At 72.0% G+C, this 19,662-nt stretch carries 21 protein-coding genes; 13 read left to right on the top strand and 8 right to left on the bottom strand.

The features are described from left to right. Positions 1 to 173 precede the first annotated feature (173 nt). The 8 genes from OG710_RS02155 to OG710_RS02120 all read left to right on the top strand — a co-directional run bounded on the left by OG710_RS02155 (position 174) and on the right by OG710_RS02120 (position 9,022). On the top strand, positions 174 to 1,421 hold the full coding sequence (locus tag OG710_RS02155; protein WP_330242132.1) for an extracellular solute-binding protein: 1,248 nt from the start codon (positions 174 to 176) through the stop codon (positions 1,419 to 1,421). A gap of 2 nt (positions 1,422 to 1,423) precedes the next feature. Beyond that, a complete protein-coding gene (locus OG710_RS02150; protein WP_093710026.1) occupies positions 1,424 to 2,353 on the top strand; it encodes a carbohydrate ABC transporter permease in 930 nt (309 codons plus the stop codon). 4 nt (positions 2,354 to 2,357) lie between these two features. Further along, positions 2,358 to 3,251 carry a carbohydrate ABC transporter permease gene (locus OG710_RS02145; RefSeq protein ID WP_330237829.1) on the top strand — a complete coding sequence of 298 codons (894 nt, stop codon included), beginning with the start codon at positions 2,358 to 2,360 and terminating at the stop codon, positions 3,249 to 3,251. Positions 3,252 to 3,303: 52 nt separating this feature from the next. Continuing rightward, complete coding sequence (locus OG710_RS02140; protein WP_330237828.1) at positions 3,304 to 5,718, top strand: glycoside hydrolase family 3 N-terminal domain-containing protein; 2,415 nt, start codon at positions 3,304 to 3,306, stop codon at positions 5,716 to 5,718. Between the two features lie 147 nt (positions 5,719 to 5,865). Further along, positions 5,866 to 6,960, top strand: coding sequence for an endo-1,4-beta-xylanase (locus OG710_RS02135; RefSeq protein ID WP_330237827.1), 1,095 nt, complete (start codon positions 5,866 to 5,868; stop codon positions 6,958 to 6,960). 85 nt (positions 6,961 to 7,045) lie between these two features. Beyond that, entirely contained in the window at positions 7,046 to 7,426 is a 381-nt protein-coding gene (locus OG710_RS02130; protein WP_330237826.1) for a hypothetical protein, read from the top strand. Between the two features lie 91 nt (positions 7,427 to 7,517). Next, positions 7,518 to 7,796 (top strand): DUF1876 domain-containing protein, encoded by a 279-nt coding sequence (locus tag OG710_RS02125; protein ID WP_018106227.1) that lies wholly within the window; start codon positions 7,518 to 7,520, stop codon positions 7,794 to 7,796. Positions 7,797 to 7,924: 128 nt separating this feature from the next. Then, positions 7,925 to 9,022, top strand: a complete 1,098-nt coding sequence (locus OG710_RS02120) for an NADH:flavin oxidoreductase/NADH oxidase (RefSeq protein ID WP_330237825.1) — start codon at positions 7,925 to 7,927, stop codon at positions 9,020 to 9,022. A gap of 9 nt (positions 9,023 to 9,031) precedes the next feature. Here OG710_RS02120 and OG710_RS02115 read toward each other — a convergent pair whose 3' ends face one another. After that, complete coding sequence (locus OG710_RS02115; RefSeq protein WP_330237824.1) at positions 9,032 to 9,616, bottom strand: YdeI/OmpD-associated family protein; 585 nt, start codon at positions 9,614 to 9,616, stop codon at positions 9,032 to 9,034. A 168-nt stretch (positions 9,617 to 9,784) separates the two neighbouring features. Here OG710_RS02115 and OG710_RS02110 point away from each other — a divergent pair, with 168 nt between their 5' ends. Then, on the top strand, positions 9,785 to 10,153 hold the full coding sequence (locus tag OG710_RS02110; RefSeq protein WP_241989903.1) for an ArsR/SmtB family transcription factor: 369 nt from the start codon (positions 9,785 to 9,787) through the stop codon (positions 10,151 to 10,153). 135 nt (positions 10,154 to 10,288) lie between these two features. On the opposite strand, the gene OG710_RS02105 is transcribed toward OG710_RS02110, so the two are convergent. From OG710_RS02105 to OG710_RS02085, 5 genes are all read right to left on the bottom strand, one after another. Continuing rightward, complete coding sequence (locus OG710_RS02105; RefSeq protein ID WP_239227799.1) at positions 10,289 to 10,468, bottom strand: hypothetical protein; 180 nt, start codon at positions 10,466 to 10,468, stop codon at positions 10,289 to 10,291. A gap of 69 nt (positions 10,469 to 10,537) precedes the next feature. After that, the gene (locus OG710_RS02100) at positions 10,538 to 11,239 is read right to left on the bottom strand and encodes an HAD family hydrolase (RefSeq protein ID WP_330237823.1); all 702 of its coding nucleotides are present in this window, start codon (positions 11,237 to 11,239) and stop codon (positions 10,538 to 10,540) included. A gap of 106 nt (positions 11,240 to 11,345) precedes the next feature. After that, positions 11,346 to 12,065 (bottom strand): phosphatase PAP2 family protein, encoded by a 720-nt coding sequence (locus OG710_RS02095; RefSeq protein WP_330242131.1) that lies wholly within the window; start codon positions 12,063 to 12,065, stop codon positions 11,346 to 11,348. A 100-nt stretch (positions 12,066 to 12,165) separates the two neighbouring features. Next, positions 12,166 to 13,101, bottom strand: coding sequence for a M56 family metallopeptidase (locus OG710_RS02090; RefSeq protein WP_111334627.1), 936 nt, complete (start codon positions 13,099 to 13,101; stop codon positions 12,166 to 12,168). A gap of 85 nt (positions 13,102 to 13,186) precedes the next feature. Beyond that, positions 13,187 to 13,768 carry a DUF5134 domain-containing protein gene (locus OG710_RS02085; protein ID WP_330237822.1) on the bottom strand — a complete coding sequence of 194 codons (582 nt, stop codon included), beginning with the start codon at positions 13,766 to 13,768 and terminating at the stop codon, positions 13,187 to 13,189. A 234-nt stretch (positions 13,769 to 14,002) separates the two neighbouring features. On the opposite strand from OG710_RS02085, the gene OG710_RS02080 reads away from it, so the two are divergent. Further along, positions 14,003 to 14,557 (top strand): GNAT family N-acetyltransferase, encoded by a 555-nt coding sequence (locus tag OG710_RS02080; protein ID WP_330237821.1) that lies wholly within the window; start codon positions 14,003 to 14,005, stop codon positions 14,555 to 14,557. Positions 14,558 to 14,570: 13 nt separating this feature from the next. On the opposite strand, the gene OG710_RS02075 is transcribed toward OG710_RS02080, so the two are convergent. Beyond that, entirely contained in the window at positions 14,571 to 15,251 is a 681-nt protein-coding gene (locus OG710_RS02075; protein ID WP_330237820.1) for a glycerophosphodiester phosphodiesterase, read from the bottom strand. 295 nt (positions 15,252 to 15,546) lie between these two features. On the opposite strand from OG710_RS02075, the gene OG710_RS02070 reads away from it, so the two are divergent. From OG710_RS02070 to OG710_RS02060, 3 genes are read left to right on the top strand one after another with little or no spacing between them, the layout of a single operon-like run. After that, positions 15,547 to 16,944 carry a DUF6421 family protein gene (locus OG710_RS02070; RefSeq protein ID WP_330237819.1) on the top strand — a complete coding sequence of 466 codons (1,398 nt, stop codon included), beginning with the start codon at positions 15,547 to 15,549 and terminating at the stop codon, positions 16,942 to 16,944. Positions 16,945 to 16,970: 26 nt separating this feature from the next. Then, on the top strand, positions 16,971 to 17,738 hold the full coding sequence (locus OG710_RS02065; RefSeq protein ID WP_330237818.1) for an SDR family NAD(P)-dependent oxidoreductase: 768 nt from the start codon (positions 16,971 to 16,973) through the stop codon (positions 17,736 to 17,738). After that, entirely contained in the window at positions 17,717 to 18,799 is a 1,083-nt protein-coding gene (locus OG710_RS02060; protein WP_330237817.1) for a threonine aldolase family protein, read from the top strand. Before OG710_RS02065 ends, OG710_RS02060 begins: the two co-directional genes overlap by 22 nt. A gap of 72 nt (positions 18,800 to 18,871) precedes the next feature. Here the strand turns inward: OG710_RS02060 and OG710_RS02055 are convergent, their stop codons facing one another. Continuing rightward, complete coding sequence (locus tag OG710_RS02055) at positions 18,872 to 19,594, bottom strand: lysophospholipid acyltransferase family protein (protein WP_330237816.1); 723 nt, start codon at positions 19,592 to 19,594, stop codon at positions 18,872 to 18,874. Between the last annotated feature and the right edge of the window lie 68 nt (positions 19,595 to 19,662).

Here is a 19,662-nt window from a genome sequence, read left to right as displayed (position 1 = left end):
GACCCCGCAGAAAATTCGCGGCTCGGGACCTCTTGACTGGCCCGAAACCCGACCGTACGGTTCCGGCAACATTCGTAAGCAACTCCGAAAGATTCGACAGAGGTGCGGTCATGCGGTCGGGAATTTTCACTCAGGGCAAGCGCGCGGCGAGATGGACCGCGGTCGGCGCGGCCATGGTCATGGCAGGGGTCCTGGCGGGCTGCGGGTCGGACGGCGGCAGCGGCGGGGACGGCGGCACGCTGACCGCGTACGTCTACGGCGACGACGCCGTGAAGGTCCAGAAGGCCGCGGTGGAGGAGTTCAACAAGACCTCCGACGTGAAGGTCAAGCTGGTCTCCGTACCCGGCACGGACTATGTCAACAAGCTCCGCAGCGCCATGGGCTCCCCGAGCGCCCCCGACATCTTCTTCAACTGGGGCGGCGGCTCCATCAAGCCGTACGTCGACGCCGGCCAGCTCGTGGACCTCACGTCCACGTTCAAGAACGACGCCACCCTCAAGGACGGCTTCCTCCCCTCGATCGTCACCGCCGGCAGCCTCGACGGGAAGATCTACGGCGTCCCGATGCGCGGGATGCAGCCCGTGATGCTCTTCTACAACAAGACCCTCTTCGCCGAGAACGACGTCAAGGTCCCCACGACCTGGGAAGACCTCCAGCAGGCCATCAAGACCTTCAAGGGCAAGGGCATCACCCCCTTCGCGCTCGGCGGCTCCGACAAGTGGCCCGAGCTGATGTGGATGGAGTACCTGCTCGACCGGATCGGCGGCCCCGACGTCTTCCGCAAGATCCAGAACGGCGACAGCTCCGCCTGGGGCGACCCGGCGGTCCTCAAGACGGCGCAGACCGTCAAGCAGCTCGTCGACGACGGCGCGTTCGGCGAGAACTTCACCTCCGTCGACTACGGCAACGGCGGCGCGCCCACCCTGCTCAACAAGGGCAAGGCGGCCATGCACCTGATGGGCTCCTGGGAGTACTCCACCCAGCTCGGCAAGGCGCCCGAGTTCGCCAAGAAGGACCTGGGCTGGACCAGCTTCCCGACCGTCGCCGGCGGCGTCGGCGACCCGGCCGACGTGGTCGGCAACCCCACCAACTACTGGTCGGTCAACGCCCGCACCAAGCACAAGGACGAGGCCATAGCCTTCCTCAAGACCATGGCGTCCAAGTCCTACGCCCAGGCCCTCGTCGACAACGGCGACGTGCCCACCACCTCCAACGCCGCCTCCATGCTGAGCGGGTCGCCGAACCCGCAGTTCGCCACCGACCAGTACGAGATGGTCCAGAAGGCCCCCGACTTCACCCTGTCGTGGGACCAGGCGCTGGAGTCGAAGATCGCCACCCCGCTGCTCACCGAGATCAGCAAGCTGTTCGCCGGCAAGTCCACGCCCGAGCAGTTCGTCGCCGCAATGAAGGCCGTCAAGTAACGATGTCCCACGTCTCCTCGTCACCGAAGGTGCGCGGAGGACGGAAGGCGGCCGTCGGAAACGTCGGCCGCCCGCCGGTCGCCTGGGCGCTGCCCGGCATCCTCTTCTTCGCCCTCTTCGCGATCGTCCCGCTGGCGATCGCCGTGTACCTCTCCTTCTGCCACTGGGACGGGCTGAACTCCCCGACCTCCGCCGGCACGGCCAACTGGACCCGGCTCTTCAAGGACCCCGAGTTCCGCCAGGCCGCCTGGCTCAGCCTGCTCCTCACCACCATCAGCTGGGTCTTCCAGACCCCGGTGGCCCTGCTCCTCGGCGTCTGGGCGGCCGGCCGGCAGCGCAGCCGCGCCGTGCTCTCCGCGATCTTCTTCGTCCCGCTGCTGCTCTCCACCACCGCCATCGCGATGCTGTTCCACGCGCTGCTCGACCCCAACTTCGGTGTCATCAAGGAGATCGGCCCCTGGTTCGGCATCGACCCGAACATCATGGGCTCGTCCACCGGCGCCCTGCTCACCGTGGCGTTCGTCGGCGGCTGGCAGTTCATGCCCTTCCACACCCTGATCTACCAGGGCGGCACCCGGCAGATCCCGCAGGTCCTCTACCAGGCCGCCGAGATCGACGGCGCCGGGATGTTCCGGCAGTTCTTCCACATCACCCTGCCGCAGCTGCGCAACACCATCACCACCTCGTCGGTCCTGATGATCGTCGGCTCGCTGACCTACTTCGACACCGTACTGATCATGACCAAGGGCGGCCCCGGCACCGACACCACCATCCTGCCGTACCTGATGTACCGCACCGGTTTCCAGACCTACGACCTCGGGTACGCCGCCGCGATCGCGACCGCCCTCGTCGTCGTGGCCACCGCGATCTCGCTGATCCTCGTCCGCTTCAGCGGCTTCGGGAACATGCGCTCCACCCGGGAAGGTATGTGACGCGATGTCGATCGACACCCGCCCCGCGGCGCGCCCCGCACGGCCCCTGACCCGCACCCGCCCGGCCACCGCCGCGCGCCGCCGCAAGTGGGGCAACCCGCTGGCCGGCCTCGGCTCGCTGGTCTGGCTCGTGCTCGTGATCGTCCCGCTCTACACGCTGGTCTCCTCCTCGCTGATGCACCAGGACGAGGCGCTGAACGGCGATCCGCTGGCCGTCCCGACCGACCCGACGCTCGACAACTACCGCACGGTGCTGGACAGCGGCTTCTCCACGATGCTCTCCAACACGGCGATCGTCGCCGTGGCGACCACGGCGATCGTGCTGGTCCTCTCGATCCCGGTCGCGTACGTCGCGGTACGCACCCGCAGCAGGCTCTCCGGTCTCGCCTTCCGCACCTTCCTGCTCGGCGTCGCCATCCCCGCCCAGGCCGTGATCGTGCCGCTCTACCTGCTCATCACCAAGATGGGCCTGTACGACAGCCTGCCGGCCATCATCCTGCCGACCGCCGCGTTCGCGATGCCGGTGGCGGTGCTGATCCTCAGCGGCACCATGCGCGACGTCTCCGAGGAGATGTACGAGGCCATGGCGCTCGACGGCGCCTCGTCGCTGCGGATGCTGTGGCAGCTGGCGATCCCGATGTCCAAGGCGGGCATCAGCACGGTCGCGATCTACACGGCGCTCCAGGCCTGGAACGGCTTCCTGTTCCCGTTGATCCTGACCCAGTCGGAGGAGCAGCGGGTGCTGACCCTCGGCCTCTTCAACTTCATGTCCCAGTTCGGGGTCAACATCCCGGCCGTGCTCGCCGCGATCGTGCTCTCCGTCGTACCGATCTTCGCCGTGTACCTCGTGGCACGGAAGGCACTGGTCAACGGACTGATGGGGGTGGGCGGCAAGTAGCGCACCCATGCCGCCGCGTACCACCGCACTCTTGAGAGGATTCCCCGCCGCCATGGCAAACCCCCCTGTTCCGCACGCCCGCAGGACCGACGCGGCCACCGCCGTCGAAGGCCCCTGGCAGGACCCCGCGCTCGCCCCCGAGGAGCGCGTGGCCGACCTCGTCTCCCGGATGACCCTCCAGGAGAAGACCGCCCAGCTGTACGGAATCTGGGTGGGCGCCGACGCCGACGGGGACGGGGTCGCCCCGCACCAGAACGAGATGGTCGACGCGATCGACTGGGACACGCTGATCCCGCGCGGCCTCGGCCAGCTGACCCGCCCCTTCGGCACCGCCCCCGTCGACCCGGCGGTCGGCGCGATCTCGCTCGCCCGCGCCCAGCGGGCCATCGCCGGCGCCGGCCGCTTCGGCATCCCGGCCCTCGCCCACGAGGAATGCCTCGCCGGCTTCACCGCCTGGGGCGCCACGGCCTACCCCGTACCGCTCTCCTGGGGCGCGGCCTGGAACCCGGACCTGATCACCGAGATGGCCCACCGCATCGGCGGCGACATGCGGTCCGTCGGCATCCACCAGGGCCTCGCCCCGGTCCTGGACGTGGTCCGCGACCTGCGCTGGGGCCGCGTCGAGGAGACCATCGGCGAGGACCCCTACCTGGTCGCCACCATCGGCACCGCCTATGTGCGCGGCCTGGAGTCCGCCGGCATCGTCGCCACCCTCAAGCACTTCGCCGGCTACGCGGCATCGGCCGGCGCCCGCAACCTCTCGCCGGTCCGGGCCGGGGCCAGGGAACTCGCCGACGTCATCCTGCCCCCCTTCGAGATGGCGCTCGTCGAGGGCGGCGCGCGCTCGGTCATGCAGTCCTACGCCGAGATCGACGGAGTGCCCTCGGCGGCCGACCCCGCCCTGCTCACCGGACTGCTCCGCGACACCTGGGGCTTCGAGGGCACCGTCGTCGCCGACTACTTCGCCATCGGCTTCCTGGAGACCCTGCACAAGGTCGCCGAGGGCCGCGCCGACGCCGCCCGGCTCGCGCTGCGGGCCGGCGTCGACGTCGAACTGCCCACCGTCCGCAGCTACGGCGACGCCCTCGCCGCCGCCGTCCTGGACGGCACGGTCCCCGAGGAACTGGTGGACCGGGCGCTGCGCCGGGTCCTGCTCCAGAAGTGCGCACTCGGGCTGCTCGACCCCGACTGGAGCCCGCTGCCGGAGCTCCTGCGGGACACCGACCCGGAGCAGGCCCGCGAGACCATCGACCTGGACCCGCCGCGCAACCGCGCCCTCGCCCGCGAACTCGCCGAACAGGCGGTCGTCCTGCTCGCCAACCCGCACGGCGCCCTGCCCCTCACCGGCACCGGGCGGATCGCGGTCGTCGGGCCGCGCGCCGACGACGCGCTGGCCATGCTCGGCTGCTACTCCTTCCCCAGCCACGTCGGCGTGCTGCACCCCGAGACCGCGATGGGCATCGACATCCCCACCGTGCTCGAAGCGGTGCGCGGGGAGTTCCCGGACGCCGCGGTGACCGGCGCACCCGGCTGCGAGGTGGACGGCGACGACACCTCCGGCTTCGCGGCGGCGGTGGACCTGGCCCGCGACGCGGACGTGTGCGTCGCGGTGCTCGGCGACCGGGCCGGGCTGTTCGGGCGCGGCACCTCGGGCGAGGGCTGCGACGCCGACGACCTGGCGCTGCCCGGTGTGCAGGGCGAACTGCTCGACGCGCTGCTGGACAGCGGCACCCCGGTGGTCCTGGTGCTGGTGACCGGCCGGCCGTACGCGCTCGGCCGCTGGGCGGACCGCGCCGCCGCTGTGGTGCAGGCGTTCTTCCCCGGTGAGGAGGGCGGCCCGGCGCTCGCCGCCGTGCTCTCCGGCCGGGTCGGGCCCTCGGGCCGGCTGCCGGTGTCGGTGCCGCGCCTGCCCGGCGGCCAGCCCTGGACGTATCTGCAGCCGCCGCTCGGGCTCGCCAACGGGGTCAGCAACCTGGACCCGACGCCGCTGTACCCGTTCGGCCACGGGCTGACGTACACCTCCTTCGGCTGGGAGCCCGGCGCCCCGGTGCCGGCGGAGATCCCGACCGACGGGTCCGCCGACATCGAGCTGACCGTCCGCAACACCGGGGGCCGGGCCGGCGCCGAGGTCGTCCAGCTGTACGTGCACGACCCGGTCGCCCAGACGACCCGGCCCGACACCCGGCTCATCGGCTATGCGCGGGTGCCGCTGGAGGCGGGCGGGGCGGCGCGGGTGCGCTTCCGGTTCCACGCCGACCTGGTGTCCTTCACCGGCATCGGCGGCCGGCGGGTCGTGGAGCCGGGCGCGCTGGAACTGCGGCTGGCCACGTCCAGCGGCGCCGCCGACGTCCGGCACACCGTGCACCTGCGGCTCACCGGGCCCGAGCGCACCCTCGACCACCGGCGCCGGCTGGTGTGCGACGCCCTGGTCGAACCCGTGACCGCGGCAGCCCCCGTACAGGGCTGACCGGCCGGGTCTCCCACCCTCCCGTACCACCGGCCCGCCGGTGGTACGGGAGGTTCCACGAAACTTTCGAAGCACCCACACCCGCGTACGCGACCCGGCCCGCCTCCGGGAACCGGGCCGTGCGCCTTCCGGAAGGGTTCATCTGTCATGCGCAAGCCAATCAAGGCCGTTCTCGTCGGCACCGCCGCCGCGGCGCTGCTCGCACCCTGCACCATCAACGCCTTCGCCCACGGCGACCAGGGCCGCGGCCACCAGGACAAGCGGGCCACCACCCTCGGCGCCCTCGGCGAGCGCGCCGGCGTGCGCATCGGCACCGCCGTGGACATGGCGGCCCTGGCGGACGACGCGCCCTACCGCGCCAAGGCCGCGACCGAGTTCGGCTCCGTCACCGCCGAGAACGTCATGAAGTGGGAGGTCGTCGAGCCCAGCCGGGGCCGGTACGACTGGAAGGCCGCCGACGAACTGGTGGACTTCGCCCGCGCCAACGGTCAGCTCGTACGCGGACACACCCTGCTCTGGCACAACCAGCTGCCCGCCTGGCTCACCGGTGGCGACTTCACCCCCGGCGAGCTGCGGGACATCCTCCGCAAGCACATCACCGACGAGGCCCGCCACTTCAAGGGCCGGATCTGGCAGTGGGACGTCGTCAACGAGGCGTTCAACGAGGACGGCACCCTGCGCGACAGCATCTGGCTGCGTGCCCTCGGCCCCGGCTACATCGCCGACGCCTTCCGCTGGGCCCACCAGGCCGACCCCAAGGCGAAGCTGTACATCAACGACTACAACATCGAGGGCGTCAACGCGAAGAGCACCGCCCTCTACAACCTGGTCGCCGAGCTGCGCGAACAGCGCGTGCCGATCGACGGCGTCGGCATCCAGGGCCACCTCTCCGTCCAGTACAACGCCCCGCACGACATCACCGAGAACATGAGGCGGTTCGACGACCTCGGCCTGGAGACCGCGATCACCGAGGCCGACGTCCGCATCCCGATGCCCTCCGACAGCACGAAGCAGGAGGCGCAGGCGGAGGGCTACGACGTCCTGCTGCGCGGCTGCCTGCTCACCCCCAAGTGCACCGACTTCACGGTGTGGGGCTTCACCGACAAGTACTCCTGGGTGCCCGACACCTTCGAGGGCGAGGGCGCGGCCAACATTTTCGACGAGAACTACCGGGCCAAGCCCGCCTACAGCGCCATGCGCGACGACCTCATGCTCGCCGCGGGCGCCAGGGGCCGGCACTGAGCGGTGCGCATGTGCTGAAATTCTGGAGGGTCGACCCCACCGGCCGGACCGAGCCGGGGCCCGGAACGCGGAAGGGTGCGCAGCGATGACGAACGAGCACGAGCGGACCGGAACCCTGGAGGCCGCCCCCGCCGGCGCGGAGGTCGAGATCACCGTCTCCACCCCCTCGGGCACGCTCTCCTTCGTCTGCGCCCCGGCGCGCGCCCGGCAACTGGCGGCCGCGCTCGGCCTCGCGGCGGACGAGGCCGAGCGGAGTCCGGCGGACCCGGTCACCGTCCGGGCGGACGCACTGCGCCGGGGCGACGTGCGGGACGGGGAGCGCGCCATGACGGTGGAGGCCGTCCGCACCGACGGGAACACCACCCACGTCACCTGGTCGTCCGGCTCCGGTCGCGGCTGGAACCAGATGTACGACGCGGACGCCCGCATCACGCTGCGCCGCCGGGGCCGGGCGGCCGGGGCCTGAGCAACCCCCGGCGGCCCGCCCCGGCCCGCCCGCGCGCCCGGAGCGCGGGAGGCGCACCCTGGAGGGAGACCCCTTCCGGAGGTGAAGCGCCATGACCCGGACCGCAGTCGGCTGGCACATCGAGCTGGAATTCGAGGAGGACACCCATCGGACCCGCGCGGCCGCCCTGGTGCGGCTCTCCGACGGACAGGAGGTGCGCGCGCACGGCTATGCCAGCCGCCACCCCTCGGACGCCGAGCAGCCGCGCGTGGGGGAGGAGATCGCCGGAGCCCGCGCGCTCAACGAACTGGCGATGAAGCTGCTGACCAAGGCACACGACGAGATCGACGACGCGGCCGGCCGCAGCTCGTACCCGCTCAAACCGCGCTGAACCCGGCGCACACGGCCGGAGACGCACGGGCACTCACTCATACGAGACTCATCGTAATTTGACGAGCGTCGTACTACGGGATGTATCGTACTAGCGATTCTTCCGTAACCGGCGAAACGGAGTCCGTCGTGAGTGCCCTCTTCGAGCCCCTCACCATCAGGTCGCTTGTCGTGCCCAACAAGGTGTGGATGGCGCCGATGTGCCAGTACAGCGCCGCGCCGGAGGGTCCGGAGGCGGGCGTGCCCAACGACTGGCACTTCACGCACCTGGCGGCCCGCGCCACCGGCGGCACCGGCCTGATCCTCACCGAGGCGACTGCCGTCAGCCCGGAGGGCCGGATCAGCCCGGCCGACCTGGGCATCTGGAACGACACCCAGGTCCGCGCGTTCCGCCGGATCACCGACTTCGTCAAGGCGCAGGGCTCGGTCGTCGGTATCCAACTCGCCCATGCCGGCCGCAAGGCGTCCACCGCGGCGCCCTGGACCGGCGGCGGCCCGGTCGGCCCCGAGGCGCACGGCTGGACCCCGGTCGCCCCCAGCCCGATCCCCTTCGACGACGGCCACCCGGTCCCGCACGAGCTGACCCGCGAGGAGATCGCCGGCGTCGTGGACGACTTCCGCGAGGCCGCCCGCCGCGCGCTCGACGCGGGCTTCCAGGTCGCCGAGGTGCACGGCGCCCACGGCTACCTCATCGGCCAGTTCCTCTCCCCGTACACCAACCGCCGCACCGACGAGTACGGCGGCGGCTTCGACAACCGCGTCCGCCTCGCCCTCCAGATCGTGGACGCGGTGCGCGAGGTGTGGCCCGAGGACCTGCCGGTCTTCTTCCGCGTCTCCGCGACGGACTGGCTCACCGAGAACCCCGAGGACGAGCGCGAGGGCTGGACCGCCGACGAGACCGTACGGCTCGCCGCGCTGCTGCGCGACCACGGAGTCGACCTGCTCGACGTATCCACGGGCGGCAACGCGCCCCGCGCCCGCATCGAGACCGGCCCCGGCTACCAGGTGCCGTTCGCCGAGCGCGTGAAGCGGGAGACCTCGCTGCCGGTGGCGGCGGTCGGCCTCATCACCGACCCGCAGCACGCCGAGAAGATCCTCACCGAGGGCCGCGCCGACGCCGTGCTCCTCGGGCGCGAACTGCTGCGCAGCCCCTCCTGGGCCCGCGACGCGGCCCGCGCCCTCAACGGCACGGTGCACGCCCCCGTCCAGTACGGCTACGCCATCTGACCGGGCGGCTCAGGCGGCCTTGCGGCCCTGCGCCATGGCCGCCACCGCCCGGTCCAGGCGCGCCGCCCTGACCTCCGGCGACGGGGCCGTCATCAGCCGCAGGAGCACCAGATAACGGTCGGACCTGCCGAGCCCCGCGTAGAAGCGGCCCGCCACCTCGTCCGCCGCCAGTGCCTCGGCGAGGTCGGCGGGCACGGTGGCCCGGCTCTGCGAGGGATACGCGGCCTCCCACCGCCCGTCCGCACGGGCCGCCTCGATCTCGGCGAGGCCGGGGGCACGCATCCGGCCGTCCTCGATGAGCGCCTCGGCCTTCTCCACATTGACCAGCGACCAGACGCTGCGCGGCCGGCGGGGCGTGATCCGCTGGAGGTAGTACACCTCGTCGCAGGACTTGCGCTGCCCGGTGATCCAGCCGTAGCAGAGCAGCGCGTCGGTGTACTCGTCGACGGTCACCGACGCCACGCCCGAGTTCCGCTTGGCGATCCGCATCCAGACCCCCGCGCTGTCGGCGTGGTGCTCCGCCAGCCAGTTCTCCAGGTGTGCGGCGCTCGTGAAGGTCTCGGCGTTCTCCCGGATACCGGCCGTGCTCGTCATGGCTGCGCCTCCCGCTGGGGCCGGTTCCCGTCGTCCGGCCACAGTCCTACGCTAGACATTCATCAGGACAGTTCCTGACCTATATGCCTCCGGTCCTTCGCGTCGTCGAACTACGACGAGTCTCGTAGTATGGGGGTTCCGGACGGAGCGACGATGCGGAGAGCGACCGTGACCCCTGCCAGCACCACCGAACCGGCAGCGGGCGCGCGCACCCTGCCCCACCCGGCCCGCGACGACATCAGGATCGAAACCGTCCTGCACGCTCTCTCGGACCCGGTCCGGCTGAGCGTCGTGCGCGAACTGGCCGCCGCCGAGGACGAGCTGACCTGTTCCTGTTTCGACCTTCCGGTCACCAAGTCCACCACCACGCACCACTTCCGGGTGCTGCGCGAGAGCGGCATCGTCCGGCAGACCTACCGGGGCACCGCCAAGATGAACGGGCTGCGCCGGGACGACCTCGACGCGCTCTTCCCCGGACTGCTCGACCGCGTCCTGGAAGCGGCGGCCCGCCAGGCCGCCCGCCTCGGCGAACGCTGACCCGCCGGGCTCCTGCCGGCCCCTGTGCTTCCCCCGGTCCTTGATTGACCGATCAGCCGGGACGGGACATGCTGTACCCCCACCCGAACCGGTTCCGGCGACGCAGGGGATCGCCGGAGCCGGGACGCGCCCCGTTCAGGCGGCCGGCCTGTCGCTGCCCCCGGTCGCGGCGGCCCACTCGACGAGCAGCCGCTGATACTGCTCCTCGTCCTCCGGGGACAGGTGACCGCCCGAACGCCGCCACAGGTCGCGAATGTCTTCATTCACCACGGCTGCGGGGCGTACGGAATCGGACGGGCAGGGAGTCGGGGACATGCCTACAGGCTAAGGCCACGATGTGACAATCCGACCCATTGCACGTCAGGGACATCTCTCACATGTGTCTCAAGCAACCTTCTCGGCAAGTCCGAGCTCCCGCAGTCCGTGGGGCCGTTCCGCCACGGGCAGATGGCGTACGAAACGCACCTCGCAGCCCAGCGCGGCAGCCCCGCCGTCCGCATCCCGGTTGTCGCCCACCATCACCACGTCCGCCGGTTCCTGCCCCAGCAGCGCGCACGCCGTACGGAAGAGGCGGACGTCCGGCTTCTGCACACCGTGCTCGAAGGACAGCACATACGCGTCCACGTACCGGTCCAGCCCGTGCGCCCGGAAGACGGGCCGCAGGTCCCAGCCGATGTTGCTGACGATCCCGATCCGCGCCCCGGCCCCGCGCAGCCCCGCGAGCACCTCCGCGGCGTCCGGGTAGGGGCGCCAGGCGTCCGGGGTCAGATGGCGGTCGTACAGCGCGTCGTACAGACCCGGGTCGGGCAGCGCGACCTGGCGGGCCAGACCCGTGTACACCGCGCGGTGCAGCTCCGCGCTCTCGTCGCGGTGCTCCCAGCCCTCCGCCAGGTCACCGGGCATCCGCTGCGGATTGGCCCCGCCCGGCAGCGCGCCGTAGGCCTCCAGCTCCGCCGCGTACCGCTTGAACGCGGCCTCGTCCACGGTCACCCCCCGCTCGGCGAGCGTCGCGGCGAGCCAGGAACGGACGGATTCGATCCGGAACAGCGTCCCGGAGAAGTCGAAGAGGACACCCTTGATCGGCATGGCACCGATCCTTGCCGACGGACACACGCCGGGCAAGGGTGCCCTGCCCCGGCCACGACCGCCCCCGGCCCCGCTCGCTCAGGCTCTCCGGAACGCCCCCGCTCGCTCAGGCCCCGGTACGCCCCGGCCGCGCGGCACGGTCGCCGCGTCCGGGAGCGGCGGCCTCCCACCGCTCGTATCCGTACACCGCGAAGGCGGCCAGCGCGGCCCCGAGCAGCCACCCGCCCAGCACGTCGGACGGCCAGTGCACGCCCAGATACACCCGGGTGAGCCCCACCCCGAGCACCGAGACGGCCGCCGCCACCCCGGCGGCCCGCCGCGCTCCGGGCGCGGCCCCGGACCGGCGCAGCAGCCACAGCAGCAGCCCGCAGCTCACCGTCGCCGTCATCGCGTGCCCGGACGGGTAGGCCGCGTACGAGGCGGTGTCCACCGGGTCCGGCCAGTGCGGCCGCTCCCGGCCCACGGCGGCCTTGACGCCCTGCTGGACCAGCGCCGAGAGCAGGGTGGTCGCCGCGACCCAGACCGCGAGCGACCGGGCGCCGCGCCACCACAGGCCCACCACCACGACGGCGATCAGCGCGCGGAAGGCCCACGGGTCCCACAGCCAGTCCGTCAGCAGCCGGTTCGCGTGGACGAGGCCCGGCTCGGTCACCGCCCGCCGGTGCAGCGCCTCCGCGATCTCGTGGTCCCGTTCCGTCAGCGGCCGCCACCGGGCGACGACCAGCGCCGTCACCGCCCCGCCGAGCACCGCGCACACGGCCCCGGTCCGGGCGAGGGACGAGGCGGCACGGACGGGGGCGACGGGGGAGAGCAGCGGAATGTGCATGGCACGATCCTCGCCGAAGGGCACCCCGTACGGCCATCGCAGCACGCCGGGGAGCCGGAAGCGGCCGGAGCGGGTCATGCCGGCAGCGGGTGGCGCCGGGCTACTTGAGCGCGCTGAGCCCCGGAACGAACGCCACCAGGAGCGGGACGACCGGGACCAGGGCCGCCGCCGCGGTCAGCCGCAGCCGCCGCGCGGCCGGGAGCCGGCCCGCCGGGGCCAGCAGCCGGTTCACCCGCTGAGGCAGCTCCGCGTCGGCGGTGGGGCAGGGCCCGAACACGCCCCGGTCCTCGTTGAGTTCGACCAGGGCCAGCGCGATCGTCAGCCGGCCGAAGCGCCGCGAGGCCACGTCGTCGGCCGCCAGCTCCACCAGCCGGTGCATCTCGTTGCGGAACGCCGCGAACACCGGCACCTGCGGGAAGCCGGAGGCCAGCGCCTCCGAGCAGTTGAGCAGCCAGTCGTGCCTGGCCTGCGCGTGGCCCTGCTCATGGGCCAGCACGGCGTCGAGTTGGCGGCCCTTCAACCGGCCCAGCGCCGCCGTGGTGATGACGAGCTGGGGCGCCGCCCCCGGCAGCCACCAGGCGTCCGGCCGGTTGCCCTCCAGCACCACCAGCCGGCCGCTGCCGGGCTCCTCGCCGGGCATCAGCGGGGCGCGCACCAGGAGTTCGGCCCGCCGCTTCGCGCGCCGCAGATGCGCGCGGCGGATCTCGCGGGCCAGCATGGCGGCCGTCCACACCCCGCCGAGGGCGAGCAGTACCGCCATCACCGCCGACCACGGCCCGTACGCCGCGAGCGCGTACGCCTCGACGACGGCGTGCGGCGCGGGCGCGAAGACATGGCCGCGCACGGCCTGCCACGCGGCGGCGGCGCTGAACGTCATGGAGAGCCCGAAGGAGAGCAGCACGGCGGCCACCACGCACTGCCACACCCACAGCGCCACCACGGGTTCGCGCTCGGGCCAGGCGGCCCGCGCCATCAGGCGCGGGGTCACGACGGCGGCCAGTGCACCGAGCAGCAGCAGCGCTAGGGAGACCCACATGGCGTCAGCCTATGAGCCCGTGCCACGCACGGGTACACGTCCGCCCGTCAAGTGACGTACACCACGACGGGCGGCCCGCCGCATCTCACAGAGTGAGCAGCATCGCGAACATGGCTATGCCCATCGTCAGCCGGCAGGCCAGCGCCAGTTCGGGCCGCGCGCCCCAGGCCGGCGGCGGGCCGCCGCCCGCGGCCGCCGCGGCCACCGGCACCAGCCGGGCGCCCGAGCGCAGCACGTACACCGCGTAGTGGACGAGGAGGAGCCCCGTCAGCAGGGGCAGGCCGCCCGCCGCCCCGGCGGACCCCGCCGCATGCCCCGCGTGCCCCCCGTGGCCGCCGCCCCCGGCACCGGCCATCACCACCGCCATGTAGACCATCGCCACCGAGTCGACCAGGTGGTGCAGATGGTGGCCGCCGCGCCGGGCGAACCACAGGGCCCGCAGCGCCGCGACCCCGAACAGCGCCGCGTACACCACCCAGCCCCAGGCCGGCGGGGCGACGGCGGCGGCCGGCAGGGCCATCGCGGCCATGCCGAACCCCATCAGCGCCTCCGCCCGTGCCGTCCTGCGCTCCTCCTCGCTCCCCGTACGGGTGCGCAGCAGGCAGTACGAGCCCGTCACCGCGCACAACGTCATCAGCAGCCATCCGGACGTCGCCGGTCCGTGCACAGCGGGCCCTCCCCCCTGGGCGAACGACATCGCGTCGACTAGTCGATGCCCGGCGCCGGAGACCCGTACGCGGCGCACAGAGGTACGGGGGAGCGCGCGGCGGAGGTGCCCTTGCCGCGTGCCCGGCGCGTACGCCCGCGCACGCGCCGGGCGGCGTCCGCGCGGAACCGACCCCCGGCTGCGGAGTTACGCTGCTGCGGCAGCGCCCGCGCACAGATTCGGAGAAGCCCCGCCATGGACACCGCCCCGCCCCGCGACACCGGAGAACTGACCTTCCGCGACGCCACCGAGGCGGACATACCCGCGCTGGTGGAGCTGATCGAGTCGGCGTACCGGGGCGACAGCAGCCGCGCCGGATGGACGACCGAGGCCGATCTGCTCCAGGGGCAGCGCACCGACCCGCAGGGGGTGCGCGAAGTGGTGGAGAGCCCGGTGAGCAGGCTGCTCGTGGTGGAGCGGGGCGGCGCCCCCGTCGCCTGCTGCCAGCTGGAGCACCGGGGCGAGGCCGCCTACTTCGGCATGTTCGCGGTCAGGCCCGCGCTCCAGGGCGCGGGCCTGGGCAAGCTGGTCATCGCCGAGGCCGAGCGCACCGTCCGGGAGAGCTGGGGCGTGCGCGAGATGCACATGACCGTGATCTCCCTCCGCGAGGAACTGGTCGCCTGGTACGAGCGCCGGGGCTACCGCCGTACCGGCCGGATGTCCCCGTTCCCGTACGGCAACGAGCGCTTCGGCATCCCGCAGCGCGACGACCTCGCCTTCGAGCTGCTGATCAAACCGCTCGACCACTGACCGCCCGGCACTCCTAGGCGGCGCCGCCCCCGCGGCGGATGTCCGGATGGTCGGTGGTCACGCCGTCGAGCCCGAGGCCCTCGGCCAGCCGCAGCTGCCGCTGCGTGTTGACCGTCCAGCCGAACACCGTCAGCCCCTCGGCGTGGGCCTTCTCGACCAGCTCCAGCGTGATCCGCCGGATGTTCAGCACCAGCCGGGTGGCGCCGGCGGCCGCGGCGCGGTCCAGCAGGTCGCCGCCCCACCGGCTGGCCACGAGCGCCGTCCGCACGCCGGGGACCAGCTGCGCGATCTCGGCGATCGCCTCGTCGTGGAACGAGATCACCTCGACGCGCTCGACGAGCCCGCGCCCGGTCATCACCTTCGCCAGGGTGCGCGCGGCCGCCACGTCCTTGATCTCCGCCTGGAGCGGCGCCCGCACCGCGTCCAGGACCTCCTCGAAGACGGGCACCCGCTCACCGAGCCCCGCGTCCAGCGCGCGCAGCTCGGCGAGCGTCTTCTCCGCGATCGGGCCCTCGCCGTCGGTCGTGCGGTCCACGTCCGCGTCGTGCATGACGGCCAGCGCGCCGTCCTTGCTCAGATGCAGGTCCAGCTCGATGAGGTCGACGCCCTCCCGCTCGGCCCGGACGAACGAGCGCAGGGTGTTCTCCGGCTCGATCCCGGCCGCCCCGCGATGACCGATCGTGAGAAGAGACAAGGCACGCTCGCTTCCGTCGACGCTCTGTTCCCGCACGCTGCTCCTGCCCGCACCGCACGCCGGTATGACCGTGGCGGCAGCCTAATGCGCCGCGCGCACCGGACGGGGAAGGGACGGGGGCCGCCCCCGGAGCGCGCCGCGCCCCCGGCGAAGGAGCCGCCGAAGGCGCGTACGACAGGAAAAACCACGGTGACCATGGGGGGTCGGCAGGATAATTTCCAGGGGTCCACTTGTCCTGCGGAGCCGCACGTGGATACGGTGGTGAGACGCGAGGTTCTCCCGTGGAGGAAGTGTGATGACGGAAATTCTTGTGCAGGACGCCACATCCGGCGGTATAGCTGCCGCCGCGCCGGTGATCGAGCACCCGGCGTGGCCCGCGCTCAAGAATGCCGTCGAGGAGATCCGCCCCTGGCAGTCGAAGGACGGCTCCATCGACTTCGACGCCGAGGGCGCGCCCACCCCGGCGCTCGCCGAGGCCGCCGTGGAACGCGTGATCGCCGCCGTCGACGAGCTGTCCCCGCTCCTGCCGCACGACGCCGCCTACCACCGCGCCCTCGTCCAGGACCTGCGCCGCTGGGTCGCCGGAGGCTTCGCCGTCCCCGACTTCCTGGACTCCCTGCTGGCCTTCCAGCCGGCCGCGGACCGGACGGACGGGCTCCAGCACCTGGTCGTCTTCGCCATGTACACCCAGAACGGCAACCCCGACCGCAACCTCGAAGCGGTCGTGCTGCGCATGGTCTGGCCGGACTGGCTCGCCGAACTGGAGGCCACCCGCTACGACAACCCGCTGTTCTGCGGGATCACCTTCGAGGACTTCACCTCCGGCTACGACACCAACTCCGCGGTGCTCTTCCCGGAGACCATCGCCGTTCGCGAGGCGCCCGAGCGCTTCAGCTGGGGCGGCATCTTCTGCGACCGCGAGGCCGCCCGCTTCCGCCGCGTCACCGAGGCGTCCGTCGAACTCCTCGGCGTCGACCTGCCCGACGACATCCGCGCGATGATCGGCGACCAGCGGCGCTGCGAGCAGGCGTTCGTGCTCTGGGACATGGTCCACGACCGCACCCACAGCCACGGCGACCTGCCGTTCGACCCCTTCATGATCAAGCAGCGCCAGCCGTTCTGGATGTACGGCCTGGAGGAGCTGCGCTGCGACCTCACCGCCTTCAAGGAGGCCGTGAAGCTGGAGGCCGAGGGCAACCCGCACGGCCGCGACGTGCAGTACGCCGTCCTCTTCGACCGGATGTTCCGCTTCCCGGTCACCGGCGAGCGCGTCCGCAACTACGACGGACTCGGCGGCCAGCTCCTCTTCGCCTACCTCCACAAGCACGACGTGGTCCGCTGGACCGACAACAAGCTGCGGATCGACTGGGAGCGGGCCCCGCAGGTCACCAACCAGCTCTGCGCCGAGATCGAGAAGCTCTACCGCGACGGCATCGACCGCCCCAAGCTCGTCCACTGGTTCGCGGCCTACGACCTCGTCTCCCGCTACCTCGCCCCGCACCCCGGCTCCCGCTGGGCCAAGGGACCGGACGCCCTGGACCTCTCCCAGCCGCCGCGGAAACTCGTGGACGATGTGCTTCCGGACGAGTTTCCCCTGAGCATGTTCTATGAGGCCCTCTCCAAGAAGCTGAAGAGCGTGATCGCCTCGGCCAAGGGCATCACCGGCTCCGATGCGGGGAAGGCTGCCGCGTGAGCACAGGTCCCAAGGAGGCGGAGGCCATGAACGCAACAAACACGGGCGACACGGGGGGCACCCTCGAAGGCGCCGTCGTCGCCGTCGCCGGAGCCGCCGGCCCGGCCGGCCGGGCCACCCTGCTCCGGCTCGCCGAGGCGGGCGCCGTCGTCGTCGCCTCCGACTCCCACCCCACCCGCCTCGCCGAAGCCGTGGACGCGGCCCGCTACGCCCACGGCGGCGCCACCGTCACCGGCGACACCGTGGACCTCCTCGACCTCGGCGCCACCCGCGAGTGGGCGGCCAAGACGGAGAAGGAGTTCGGCCGCGTCGACGGCGTCGTCCACCTCGTCGGCGGCTGGCGCGGCAGCGCGACCTTCACCGAGACCGACCCGGCGGACTGGACGCTGCTGGAGAAGCTCCTCATCCGCACGGTGCAGAACACCTCGCTCGCCTTCCACGACTGCCTGCTGCGCAGCGACCGCGGGCGCTTCCTGCTGACCAGCGCCGCCGGCGCGTCCCGGCCCACCGCCGGAAACGCCGCCTACGCCGCCGCCAAGGCGGCCGCCGAGGCGTGGACCCTCGCGCTCGCCGACTCCTTCCGCAAGGCGGGGGGCGAGGACGGCCCCCGCAGCGCGGCTGCCATCCTGGTCGTGAAGGCACTGGTGCACGACGCGATGCGCGCCGAGCGCCCGAATGCGAAGTTCGCGGGCTTCACCGACGTCAAGGAACTGGCCGATGCCATCGCCGGCGTCTGGGAGCGGCCCGCCCCCGAAGTGAACGGAAAGCGCCTGTGGCTGACCCCGCAACCGTAAGGACCGACGCGCGTCGCCATCACGACCCGCGGGTACGCGGATTCGCCAGTGACAACTACGCGGGGACCCACCCGGAGATCCTCGCCGCCCTCGCCCTCGCCAACGGCGGCCATCAGGTCTCCTACGGCGAGGACGACTACACCGGCCACCTCCAGCGGGTGATGCACAGTCACTTCGGGCCGACCGCCGACACGTTCCCCGTCTTCAACGGCACCGGCGCCAACGTGGTCGCGCTCCAGGCCATGACCGACCGCTGGGGCGCGGTCATCTGCGCCGAGTCCGCCCACATCAACGTGGACGAGTGCGGCGCGCCCGAACGCGTCGGCGGACTCAAGCTGCTCACCGTCCCCACCGAGGACGGCAAGCTCACCCCGGAGCTGATCGACCGGCAGGCGTACGGCTGGGACGACGAGCACCGCGCCATGCCCCAGGTCGTCTCGATCACCCAGAACACCGAGCTGGGCACCGTCTACACGCCCGACGAGATCCGCGCCATCTGCGAGCACGCGCACGGCCACGGCATGACCGTCCACCTCGACGGGGCCCGCATAGCCAACGCCGCGGCCTCCCTGGACGTGCCCATGCGCACGTTCACCAACACCGTCGGCGTCGACGTGCTCTCCTTCGGCGGCACGAAGAACGGGGCCATCTTCGGCGAGGCCGTCGTCGTCCTGAACCCCGACGCCGTCCGGGCCATGAAGCACCTGCGCAAGCTGTCCATGCAGCTCGCCTCCAAGATGCGCTTCGTCTCCGTACAACTGGAGGCACTGCTCGCCGGCGACCTGTGGCTGCGCAACGCCCGGCACGCCAACACCATGGCCCGGCGGCTCGCCGACGGCGTGCGCGCGATCGACGGCGTGGAGATCCTCCACCCCGTCCAGGCCAACGCCGTCTTCGCACGGCTGCCGCACGCGGTCACCGAACGCCTCCAGAAGCGGTTCCGGTTCTACTTCTGGGACGAGCGGGCCGGAGACGTCCGCTGGATGTGCGCGTTCGACACCACCGAGGAGGACGTCGACGCGTTCCTCCTCGCGATCGAGGAGGAGATGGCGGCCGGCTGACCGCCCCCTCGAACTTTCTCCGGGGTGCGGACCCGTCCGTACCCCGGAGAGACATTGCCCCGGAGAGACGTTTCAGCCCCGCTCGCGGACCTCGGCCGGCGTCGGAGCCGTACCGCCCAGGTGCGCGGGCACCCACCAGGTGTCGGCGGCGTCCTTCGGCCGGACCGGATACGCCCGCTGCGCCGCCTCCAGCAGCTCCTGCACCCGCTCGCGCAGCCGCCGCGTGATCGCGCCCGCGTACTGGTCGGTGGGAGCCTCCACCGGCTCGCCGACGCGAATGGTCACCGGGATGTGGTTGCGCTTGAAGTTACGGGGCCGGCCCTTGGTCCACAGCCGCTGCGTGCCCCACAGCGCCATCGGGATCAGCGGAACGCCCGCCTCCTGCGCCAGGCGCGCCGCGCCCGACTTGAAGCTCTTGAGCGTGAAGGACTCCGAGATCGTCGCCTCGGGGAACACCCCGACGATCTCCCCGGAGCGCAGCGAGGCCAGCGCGTGCGCGTAGGCCTCCTCGCCCTGCTTGCGGTCGACGGGAATGTGCTTCATGCCACGCATCAGCGGACCGGAGACCTTGTGCCGGAAAACGGATTCCTTGGCCATGAAACGAACCAGGCGCTTCTGCGGGAGCGCCGCGAGGCCATTGAAGATGAAGTCCAGATAACTGATGTGGTTGCTGACCAGAACAGCGCCACCGGTCTTCGGGATGTGCTCCGAACCCTGACTGTCGATCTTCAGGTCCAGCGCCTTGAAAAACGTGCGAGCGGCGCCGATGACCGGCCGATAGACGAGTTCTGCCATCTGGGGAAGACCCTTTCTTCAGCGCCCGCGGAGGGTTCTCCCGGCGGAAGTTACGCAGCCGTAGGTTT

The organism is Streptomyces sp. NBC_00525 (assembly GCF_036346595.1).
GTDB lineage: Bacteria > Actinomycetota > Actinomycetes > Streptomycetales > Streptomycetaceae > Streptomyces.
This window is presented reverse-complemented; position numbering and strand designations above follow the sequence as displayed.